This window comes from Mycobacterium sp. DBP42 (assembly GCF_005924235.1).
GTDB lineage: Bacteria > Actinomycetota > Actinomycetes > Mycobacteriales > Mycobacteriaceae > Mycobacterium > Mycobacterium syngnathidarum.
The window spans coordinates 17,287-27,217 of record NZ_VCMY01000058.1; the positions used below are offsets into that span (position 1 = coordinate 17,287).

General features: G+C 63.6%; 13 protein-coding genes. All 13 read left to right on the forward strand.

The annotated features are described in order from the left end of the window. Positions 1-4: 4 nt before the first annotated feature. The 13 genes from E0T84_RS29380 (at position 5) to E0T84_RS29435 (ending at position 9,468) form a co-directional block, all read left to right on the forward strand. Entirely contained in the window at positions 5-586 is a 582-nt protein-coding gene (locus E0T84_RS29380) for a hypothetical protein (RefSeq protein ID WP_138746222.1), read from the forward strand. A 116-nt stretch (positions 587-702) separates the two neighbouring features. Continuing rightward, complete coding sequence (locus tag E0T84_RS29385; RefSeq protein WP_171055223.1) at positions 703-1,542, forward strand: alpha/beta fold hydrolase; 840 nt, start codon at positions 703-705, stop codon at positions 1,540-1,542. After that, positions 1,539-1,820 (forward strand): hypothetical protein, encoded by a 282-nt coding sequence (locus E0T84_RS29390; RefSeq protein WP_138746224.1) that lies wholly within the window; start codon positions 1,539-1,541, stop codon positions 1,818-1,820. Before E0T84_RS29385 ends, E0T84_RS29390 begins: the two co-directional genes overlap by 4 nt. Positions 1,821-1,885: 65 nt before the next feature. Next, positions 1,886-2,728, forward strand: a complete 843-nt coding sequence (locus tag E0T84_RS29395; protein WP_138746225.1) for a hypothetical protein — start codon at positions 1,886-1,888, stop codon at positions 2,726-2,728. Beyond that, positions 2,721-2,966 (forward strand): hypothetical protein, encoded by a 246-nt coding sequence (locus E0T84_RS29400; protein WP_138746226.1) that lies wholly within the window; start codon positions 2,721-2,723, stop codon positions 2,964-2,966. The genes E0T84_RS29395 and E0T84_RS29400 overlap by 8 nt, the downstream gene beginning before the upstream one ends. A 78-nt stretch (positions 2,967-3,044) precedes the next feature. Continuing rightward, positions 3,045-3,167 (forward strand): hypothetical protein, encoded by a 123-nt coding sequence (locus E0T84_RS32610; protein ID WP_256366570.1) that lies wholly within the window; start codon positions 3,045-3,047, stop codon positions 3,165-3,167. Beyond that, a complete protein-coding gene (locus E0T84_RS29405) occupies positions 3,167-3,400 on the forward strand; it encodes a hypothetical protein (protein WP_138746227.1) in 234 nt (77 codons plus the stop codon). Before E0T84_RS32610 ends, E0T84_RS29405 begins: the two co-directional genes overlap by 1 nt. Further along, positions 3,397-3,606, forward strand: coding sequence for a hypothetical protein (locus tag E0T84_RS29410; protein ID WP_138746228.1), 210 nt, complete (start codon positions 3,397-3,399; stop codon positions 3,604-3,606). Before E0T84_RS29405 ends, E0T84_RS29410 begins: the two co-directional genes overlap by 4 nt. After that, positions 3,603-3,917, forward strand: a complete 315-nt coding sequence (locus tag E0T84_RS29415) for a hypothetical protein (protein WP_138746229.1) — start codon at positions 3,603-3,605, stop codon at positions 3,915-3,917. The genes E0T84_RS29410 and E0T84_RS29415 overlap by 4 nt, the downstream gene beginning before the upstream one ends. Before the next feature lie 607 nt (positions 3,918-4,524). Further along, entirely contained in the window at positions 4,525-5,793 is a 1,269-nt protein-coding gene (locus E0T84_RS29420; RefSeq protein WP_138746230.1) for a hypothetical protein, read from the forward strand. A 192-nt stretch (positions 5,794-5,985) separates the two neighbouring features. Then, on the forward strand, positions 5,986-7,398 hold the full coding sequence (gene dnaB, locus E0T84_RS29425; RefSeq protein WP_138746231.1) for a replicative DNA helicase: 1,413 nt from the start codon (positions 5,986-5,988) through the stop codon (positions 7,396-7,398). 350 nt (positions 7,399-7,748) lie between these two features. Then, a complete protein-coding gene (locus E0T84_RS29430; protein WP_249383775.1) occupies positions 7,749-8,489 on the forward strand; it encodes a hypothetical protein in 741 nt (246 codons plus the stop codon). Position 8,490: 1 nt separating this feature from the next. Then, the gene (locus E0T84_RS29435) at positions 8,491-9,468 is read left to right on the forward strand and encodes a DUF3560 domain-containing protein (RefSeq protein ID WP_138746233.1); all 978 of its coding nucleotides are present in this window, start codon (positions 8,491-8,493) and stop codon (positions 9,466-9,468) included. Positions 9,469-9,931: the final 463 nt, after the last annotated feature.

The following is a 9,931-nucleotide window of genomic DNA, read 5'->3' on the forward strand; positions in this document are numbered from 1 at the left end:
CGTTATGCGTGCTGATACCGCCACTGTGGCAATTGAGCGCATCGCCAACGCGGCGAAGGGGCAGCCGGTGGCTCGGCTGGAGTTCGGCGGATGGGTTGTCACGATCGATGACGCCGGGGCGGTGCGGGTGCCCTATCAGGACATCGAGGGCAAGTCGATCGATGACTTGGATTTTTGCCTGCGATCGGGGTATGCCGTACTGCAAGGTGGGGATCCTCCGAAGTCGCCGAAATGGGAGCCGCCCGCCCCTTCGTCAGCGGCGGCCAAGCGGGCGGTTTCGGTGTTACGCGCGGCGCGTGTAGCTGCACAACGTCAGCGGCACTGGGGTTTTCACGACTTCTACGCCTGCTTGTCATATGCCTGGCAATACGACGAGCACAAGACCGAGGACCCCTCCCGGTTTACGGTTTCATATCGCCTTCTGGTCAGGGCTCTGCGGATGTCGTTGCCGTATCCCACCACCTTGAGCGAGTACGGGCGCAATCGTCGCCGCGAGGACGTCCTTGAGCTCTACGGGACGGCGATCGCTCTGATGAGCGGGGTGACTCCGCCCATTGTGCTCGGGTCACGGCGTGGTGTGGCATGAGCACCGGGCTCGCGAAACGGCGCGGCGGGATTCGTCCCCCAATGATCGGTGTCCTGACCGCTGATGGGGTGACTTTGGCGGTACGTGATCAGGGTCCTCGCGATGGCTGGTGCACGGTGGTGTTTCTGCACGGTTTGTGTTTGAGCCAGTACGAGTGGGCCCTGCAAAGGGACGCTGTGGTGCGCGTCTTCGGTGGCTCCGTTCGAGTCATCAGCCCCGACCATCGGGGCCACGGCCAGTCCGGCAGTGCGCCGGTCGGCACTTATCGAGTTGAGCAGCTCGCCGATGATCTGCGGCAGGTCCTGAAGGCGCTCGGTGTCACCGGGCCGGTGGTGTTGGTCGGTCATTCCATGGGAAGTATGGCTGCGCTGTGTTTGGCGGGCCAGGCACGGTCATCTGATCGTTTCGAGATCGTCGGGTTGGTGTTGTGTGCGACCGCGGCGGGCCGGCTGGCCGAACGTGGGCTGGGGCGCATGCTGACAATTCCGGTTCTCGGCGCGGTCGCCGCCGCAGTCGATCATGTGCCTGCGCTGGCGACACGGATTGTGGCTACGCCGCTCAGCGCGGCCCTTTCCCGGCTTAGCCATCACGGTCGGGCCTCTCAACAGGCCTTCGCGGCGGTGGTCGCCGACGCTCTTTCCAACGCAGCGTTGGCGACCGCGGTGGGGTTTCTACCGAGTCTGCGGCGCTTTGATCAATACGCCGTGTTACCCAGGATCGAGGCCCACACCGTGATTATCAGTGGTGGCGCCGACATCCTCACTCCGGTTGCCCATGCCGCTGAAATGGCTGCAGTGATTCCGCGCGCCGAGCACATCCATGTGCCCGAGTGCGGGCACATGCTGCCACAAGAAGCTCCGCAGTGTGTCAGTGATGCGGTCTGTCGGACGCTGCGCAGGGTCCGGGCGCGTTCGCGAGTACGTCGCGGCAGCGTGGCGACGGTGCCCGCATCATGACGCGGGCATTGTCCTCACGCCTGCGGGGCCGGCCCCGGCGGTTGCCTCGGGCCGTGGCCGCCGACAACGCCGGTGATCGCGGCGTCCTGCAGGACCTCGTGCAGCGTCTACGGACTTTGCACACCGTGGTGCTCACGCCCGGTGGCGTCCCGCTCTGCGAGCACTGCTGCCTCAACCGTATTCAGCAGCGGCGCTTGGCCTGTAGCCAACACCACCGCCACCACATCGACACAGCGCCATGCGAGACGTTGGCTTTGCTCGCCCGCCTCGGCTTGTAACCACCACACCAGTCATACGGATCTGAAAGGGGACGGCTAACCATGGCATCCACCGATCACGGACAGTGCAGCAAGCCTCCGATGCGGGCGGCCTGATGCCAATTTCGGATCAGCGCACGGAAATGGTATTGAAAGGAATTCGTATGTCTAACAACGCTAGTCGCGTACACAGTGCAGACTCGGCGGGCACCACCCCTGCAGTCGGCATTCTCACCAGGCTTGCGTCCGCACTCCCGGCACGCCGCCACAAACAGGCCACGCGTGACTACCCGCACGGCGGCCAGGCCGAACTTCACATCGCGATCCCGTCGGTCGCATTCCTCCGTGAGCATGTTTCGAACACCGCACTCTTTGGCGACGGCGCCACGGTCGACGCCATCGAAATCGATCATGACAGTGCCGAGTTGGTCGCTTTCACTGTGCGACATCGGATCAGCCCACAACTTGCCGGCCAGGACCACAAGCTCTTCCGAATTGCACGCAAGATCGACAGCATCTTGGGAAACCGCCATATCGTTATCTCCGACCACCTCTCCGGCACCGTCAGATTCGAGCGGTGCAGCAGCGAAGACGTCGACGGTGACCCGATCCACCTCAGAGGCGCGCAGGCACCACCATCACAGGCCGCTGCCCCGTCAAGTGGCAGCGCTGGCGACGATGCGCCAGTCACGATCGTGCTTAACGCGGATCTGTGTGAACGGCTGGAGACCGGCGCCGCGCTCACCGAACGTGACAGTGGCGATTTGCGGGATCTGCTGCTGCGTGCACGGCAGTACCCGATCCGCATCCGCGTTGCACCAGCCGCCTCCGCGGCCACTGTGGTTCACGAACCGCAAGGCGCTGCTGGCGCGGGCATCCAAAGCACTGCAAGCACTCCAGACGAACAGGAGGCCGAGCCCTATGAGTGACACCACAGGCGCAATCGGCGAGATCGGCGGCGAGATGGTCGACCAGATCATCGACGGCATCAGTCAACACTGCGCAGCTAACCCCAACCCATTCCTAACGCCCGAGCGGCACCTGTTCCGCGAAATCGCTGTCGGACTGGGCGCCATGTCGCACGACGATCTGCTGTCACTGTGCGCGGCAGCCATCACCCGAATCGCTCACCCCGACAGCAGCATCTGGGAGCACCGACATGGCTAGGTCGATCCGTCAATGGTTTGAGTGGTGGAACAGCTACGAGGGATTGGTGCGGTTGATCTACACCACCGAGGAGTTCGCATGACCGATGTAGTTGAACGCGCCAAGGCACTACAGGAGAGCGTCAGCGATGGGCCATCGTCGGCACGCCCGGGGGATCGGCACTACTTCGCATCTGCGACAAACGTGTTCGGGGGGCTGTGATGAGCGCCCGGTGGCTTCACGAAGCGCACGTCCGGTTCGGTGACCCCTGTTTCCTGTGCGGCATTCCGATGGTTCCCGCGTCGCGTACCTGGCCGGCCGCGCTCGTCCCCGACGGGTATCGCATCCACGGGTCCTACGGACTGTGCCGATCTTGCTATCAGCGGCGCCACCGCGATCCTGCGGTCGCGGAACTCGTGGCCCAGGCCAGGGAACCTGCGCAGGTGTCGGCATGACCGCCGCTCCGCTGACTGAGGATCAGCGGTGGCTGCTGCGGGCGGTCGGCGGCCGGCACATGCACGACTGCCTTATCGGGCCTGACGGCGTCGCCGAACTGATGCAGTCGATGTGCTCCAGCACCGGCGCCAAGGTCGATGGTGGTCCAGACTGCCACGAAACCGACTGGCGGCCATGCCCGACATGTGGATGTGGGATGCCGTGACCGCTGAAATCGTGCTGTCAGCACCGGAACTCGCCGAGCTCAAACCGGGCTGGCGCACGCTGGATCCACACCCCACACTGCCGTGTGTCTGCTCGCAGGGCGGCGTGGCAATGGGTCCACGAGCGAGCGTCGTGACCACGCTGAACGGTGCTGTTGATGCCGCTGTGGTGTCTGTGACATCGCTTTACGCACCTTGGTGGCAGTTGGCGCGAGGGCCGCCGGGCATCAAACAAGCCCTTCTGACGACGCGTTTTGGCGGATGCGTCTGGTGTGTCGGTCCCATTTTCACGGCCGGTGGCGTGGTCGGATGAAAGGTAACGACTCGATATAGGAGGTTAAACAGCCGTTTAAGCCCGCCCTGCGGGTGCTTTGACAACTGAACAGTGGGGATCGAAGGCCCGAAAGGGACACGGACGCAGCCCTCCCCCAGAGGGGGATGAATGGGATTGCGTTTCGACGAACCGGAGCGCCAACTCCGAGTTCACGTGAGATCCGAAGCTACCAACTTCGACTCTCGATCCCCTTGCGAAAGAAGGGAACAACCTTGCCGGGTCGTTTCCAGGGTAGCCCCTACCCTGAAGCCAGATCAACATTTGGCTTCGGAGTTTCGCCGAAACACCATCTGATCAGGATCGATGCGATCCGTTCATGGGCGTGTCGTTCGCGCGGATTCCGGCGCCACGAAGTTAGCCACAACTACACAAGTACGACACGTTCGCATGCCGGTAGGCGGCGGACTGTCTTCAGCCAGTCATCGTTTCCCTGGCTCGTTCCGCCGTTAGGGCGTGACGTTGCAGCGCGACGACAGGCCGATGTAGTGCTGGGCCGGCGGCGTCACAGGTTACTGACGTCGGCCCAGACTCGACCGTCCGGCGGTTTCATCGGCTGGCCAAGCCACCCTCAGTGGCGGAGCGTCTGGTGAGTTGCCGGCACCCGAGCAACGGCAACTCGGTCGCCCTGCGGCCGCGCATTCTGCCGAGCGACGCCAGGATGGTTGCTCGGCGCCTGGAGGACGCCGCTGACGCCCTCGGCTTGGCGGGGGCGTCACGTCACGTGCTCGCGGCAGTGATCGAGCTGTTGCCGCTGCGCTGGAAGCGAGTGCGTGACGATCGCGTGCAACTCGCACAGCTTGCGGAGCTGTGCCCGGTACCGCACCACCAGCGCACCGTAGGCCGTGAACTGGCCAAGCTTGCTGAGCGTGAGTTGATCACCTACACGCCCGCGCAGGGCCGTGGCCGCACGGCCACGATCACCATCCACAAACGGCTCCTCGACGGCGTTGATGAACTGGCACGGGACGAGTCTGGGGGGTGCATCGTCCCCTTTTCTCGGCGGCGTCCTTATATATCCCAAGGGAAATACCCCCCTACCCCCCAAACGGCCAGTCACAAGCCCCACCGGACCCGACCGAGCGAGGTCACGGTCAACCCGAACGACGTACGACGTGTGTTAGCCGAGATGCCGACCGTTTTCGCCGAGCTGCCCAAGCGGCTGCAGTGGCTGTTGGGCCGGGCGATCCGGGACAAGCTGGCACGCGGCTGGCGAGCTGAGGACCTGCTGGCGGTGCTTGCTGCCGAGCTGCCGGCCGACGTCAGCCACCCGTATCGGCTGGCCAAGTGGCGTTTCAGCAAGAACCTCATCGGGTCAGGACCGCGACTGGCGCCGCTGCAAAAGGCCTACGACGACGCAGTCAGAGCCCAGCAGCGGCAGCAAGACCATGAACGCGACCAACGCGAATACGAGCGGGTATGTGCGGCCACCACGCCCGCTCAGCGTCAGGAGATGATCCGGGCGCGCACAAGTTCGCCGGAGTACTTGGCCGCGTGTGAGCGGCTCCGCATCGATCCTGCGAACATGAGCCCTGACCACACAGTGGTGCAGGCAGCGCGTATCGCGCAGCGCGAAAACCCCACAGCGCCATTGTCGGCGGCGATCGCGACCTGGCTACGCCAGAACCTCGCCTTCGACCCTGCGATCAGAGCGGCTGGTCGCGCGAACATGAATCCCGACCCAGACGCGGCGTCGCTGCACTGGTTGGCGACCGGCGGCGAGTGCATGTCGTGTAGCGGACGCAGTGGCCAAGCCGGACGCGCGCGGCCAGAGCTGCCCTTGTACGAACTTAATCCCGACCTGGCAGTGGTATGCGACGACTGCTGGAGCACTACCTGCCTGGACCAGGCGTCATGAGCAACACCGGAAAGGAACACGACTACATGAACAACCCCCGACTGCACGAGGCCCGCGGAGCAGCCAGGTACGTCACCGCCTCGCTGCAACCCAGATTCGCGCAGATTATCCCAGAACTGTTGATGTCCATAGAGATTGAAGCGGGGACCCCGATGCCGCGCGGGACAGCGATCAGGCCTCAGAGGAATCCCGATGACTGACCTGCACGCCCGCAATGACACCTGTGAACGAACCCACCAGGGGCATTACGACGCGGCACGGCAGCCTCCGCAGGATCTTGAGGCCGAACAGTCTGTGCTGGGGGGCATGCTGCTGAGCAAGGACGCTGTAGCCGATGTTCTCGAGCGACTGTACCCGGAGGACTTCTATCGGCCCGCCCACCAGAACATCTTCGAGGTGGTCTTGGATCTGTACGGCCGTGGTGAACCGGCCGACGCAGTTACGGTGGCTGCCGAGCTGGACCGGAGGGGGCTGCTGACACGAATCGGTGGAGCGCCGTATCTGCATACTCTCATCGCCACCGTGCCCACAGCAGCTAATGCCGGCTACTACGCCGACATCGTGGCGGAGAAAGCCCTTCTACGAAGGCTGGTAGAAGCGGGGACCCGGGTGGTGCAGTACGGATACGCCGGCGTTGATGGAGCTGACGTCAGCGAAGTGGTGGATCGAGCCCAGGCCGAAATCTACGAGGTCACCGAACGCAGGGTGGCCGAAGACTTCGTAGCGTTGGAAGAGTTACTCCAACCAACCCTCGACGAACTCGACACGATCGCCTCTCACGAGGGATTAAGCCGCGGGGTTCTTACCGGGTACACCGAGCTAGACGATTTGACCAACGGGCTTCAGGCCGGCCAGATGGTGATTTGCGCGGCCAGGCCCGGCATCGGGAAATCGACGATGGCACTGGACGTTATGCGGTGCTGCTCCATCCGCCAACAGTTGGCCAGCGTGGTGTTTTCACTGGAGATGAGTAAGTCCGAGATCGTCATGCGGCTGCTGTCGGCTGAGGCCAACGTAAGGCTGGAGGCGATGAGGGCAGGGCGCATGACCGACCAGGAATGGACTCAGCTGGCCCGTCGGATGGCCGAGATCAGCGCCGCACCCCTGTATATCGATGACTCTCCGAACATGACCATGACCGAGATCCGCGCGAAAGCCCGCCGGCTCAAGCAGAAGGCAGATCTGCAGCTCGTCGTTGTCGACTACCTCCAACTGATGAGCTCTGGAAGGAAGGTCGAATCGCGCGAGCAGGAGCTGGCCGAATTTTCCCGCAGCCTCAAACTGCTTGCGAAAGAGCTCGACGTCGCAGTCCTCGCCGTCAGCCAGCTCAACCGTGGGCCCGAACAACGGGCTGACAAGATGCCGGCCCTGTCTGATCTACGCGGCTCAGGTCAACTGGAGCAGGACGCCGATATGGTGCTGCTGCTGCATCGCCCCGACGCGTTCGACCCTGACAGCCCCCAGGCTGGAGAGCTGTCGTTGGTGCTGGCCAAACAGCGCCAAGGACCCGCGCCGCGGGTGATCCGTTTGGCTTCCCGGCTACACGTTTCACAATTCAGCAACCTCGCCTACGGGAGTTCGCCGTGGTCATCTCCTACCGAATAGCTTGGTGCAGCAGAGAGTTAGCGATCAACCTTCGGAAATTGAGGTTGTCCCATTTCGTTATGCACCGTGCATAAGCGGCCACGCTGACCATCATCGTGTGCGAGGGAGCTTTTGGGGCACAACGGAAAAGCAGGCTGGGCAACATGAAAGCCAGGCACCGTCCGCCGGGGGTGCGGAGGAAATCTGCCCCACACCCACCACCCCACCCGATACAGGGGTGGGGTGGTGGGTGTGTCTCAAATCCGGTGGTGGAGTTGGTCTTTAGCTGCAGTTTTGTCGGTGTTCCTCGGTAAGATGGGGGATGTAAGGCACGCCGAATGGAGGCAGGCCCCGGAAAGAGGAGTTGTGTTGTGACATCTGTATTGGATAAGACGACTGTCGTGGCCGCTGACGCGGTGGGCGAAGTGAATACGCTCAAGGCAAAAGACTTGCACACTGTGTTGTCGGATGCGCTGCTGTTCGCGGCGGCTCCGTCTGTGCGACTGCCGTTTCTGGAAGCGGTGCGGCTGGAGTTTAGTTCCGATCGCCTGGTAGCCGCTGCGACCGACAGATTTGTGCTGGGTGTCTCGCGGGTTGACTACACCGGCCAGGCGTTCACGATGACCCTGGCGGGCACTGACGCCAAGGCATTGGTGAAGCTGGCCAAGACAGTGAAGCGCGATGAGGGCTCACGAATGGTGGTCATCGACGCGCCGGACCCGGATGTGGCGCCGGTAGTGACATTCCGGTTCAGCACCGGGGAGGCCATGACCGTGCGTGGTCTTGATGCCGAGTTCCCGAAGTGGCGTCACCTGGTGCCGGCTGACGATGAACGCATGGGCGGGATTGTCGGGATGGGGTACAACCCCTCGTTGGTGTCGAAGTTCACCAAGGTCCGGCCTGATGAAGCCGGCGCGGGTGCCCGAATGGTGGTGTTTCCGACGCGAACCAAGTCGGGGCAGCTGGGACCGACTGCAATCCGGATCGGGGAGAATTTCATGGGGCTGCTGATGCCTATACGGGCGCCAGGGGACAGCTGGCGGTATGACCGGCCCGGCTGGTTCGACAAGTCGGTAGACGTGGCAGTCAGCGGTACGGAAGAGGTGCGTTGAGATGACTGCGACGGAGCCCATCACTATCACGCACACTGCAGCGGAGGGGACGTTGGTTCGCGGGACCCGGCGCGGCGACGGGACCAACGAGATCCTCAAGTCAGCGGGGTTCAAGTGGTTTCGCACGCTGGGTCTGTGGGGGATCCCGCGCAGCCGTGACCGGCAGCCGGACCACTACCGGATCCGCCGCGCGGTGGAGGCATTGACGGCGGCCGGGCATAGCGTCACAGAGGAGGTCGACGCCAGTCACCGCTCGGTTGCCGAGTCTGAGGCGGATCTCGCCGCACGCCAGGGGGACCGCGCCGAGGCCTTGGCAGATAAGGCGGACCGCCGCGCCGCGGCTGCCGACGCGGCATGGGAGGTCGAGCACCACGCTTCACAGCTGCTGCCGCCCTTCGGTCAGCCGATCTACGTTGACACCGCTGGTGGGCGTCGTGTGATGCGCAATGTCGAACGTGCCCACACCGCGACGCGGCGCGCACTCGACGCCACGGAGGAAGCGAAGAACGCGGCGACGCGTGCCGACGTGGCCGCGGCTGCGGCCGACCGCCGGCACAACCCGGTGACGGTGAAGAACCGGCTTGACCGCATAGAAGCCGACCAACGGAGAGATCAGCGGATTCTGGATGGCTACCGCCGTGTGGTGGCGCGCACCGCGACCGGTGAGTATGCCGATGAATTCCCTCCGGCCACCGGTGCATACCGGGACCAGGTCGTCGCACGCATGGCGCAGCGTGGCGCCGAGATCGACTACTGGAAAGGTGTCTATGCCGAGCAACAAGCCGCCGGCGTCGCCCTGAGCTTCAGCCGAGAGACTATCGCCAAGGGGGACCAGGTGAAGTATTGCGGCGGGTGGTGGCCAGTGGTGCGGGTCAATGCGAAGTCGGTCAGCATTCGTATGCACGAAGGTGCGTCGTGGACCGACACGGTGGCCTACCACAAGCTCAAAGGGCACCGGCCCGCCGAGGGCACCGACTGATCGGCACAGCTGCTACGGTCCTCGGCGCCGAGGCCTTCGAATAGGTTACGGCGCCGAGAGGCTGGCCATGGCTCATGTTCCCGATACCTGCACCCCACCCGATACGCGGGTGGTTGGTGTTGGCGCGTGAGCGCCGTTGTGGTGGATTGTGTTGTGGTGCAGTGGTGTTGGTTGTTTTGGTGTATGATGAGGGTATGGTGTTGGTAGGCAAGGGGTTTGGTGTTTACCGCGTGAGCGGTGGCGTAGACCGCGAAAGCGGTTGTAGCACAATGGAAAATGGGAGAGATGCAGGTATGGTTACGGTCATCGCGCCGCGTCAGCGGCGAGAGTTGCGGGTCGCCGGCGCGGCGCAAACCGATTCGAGTCAACCGCGTAAGCGGTTGGCGGGTAACATGATTCGACCGGGCTTGCCCGGTCGCTAATCCGGAGGCGGCAGGGCCGCCTCGGAAAACAACCTGTCTCT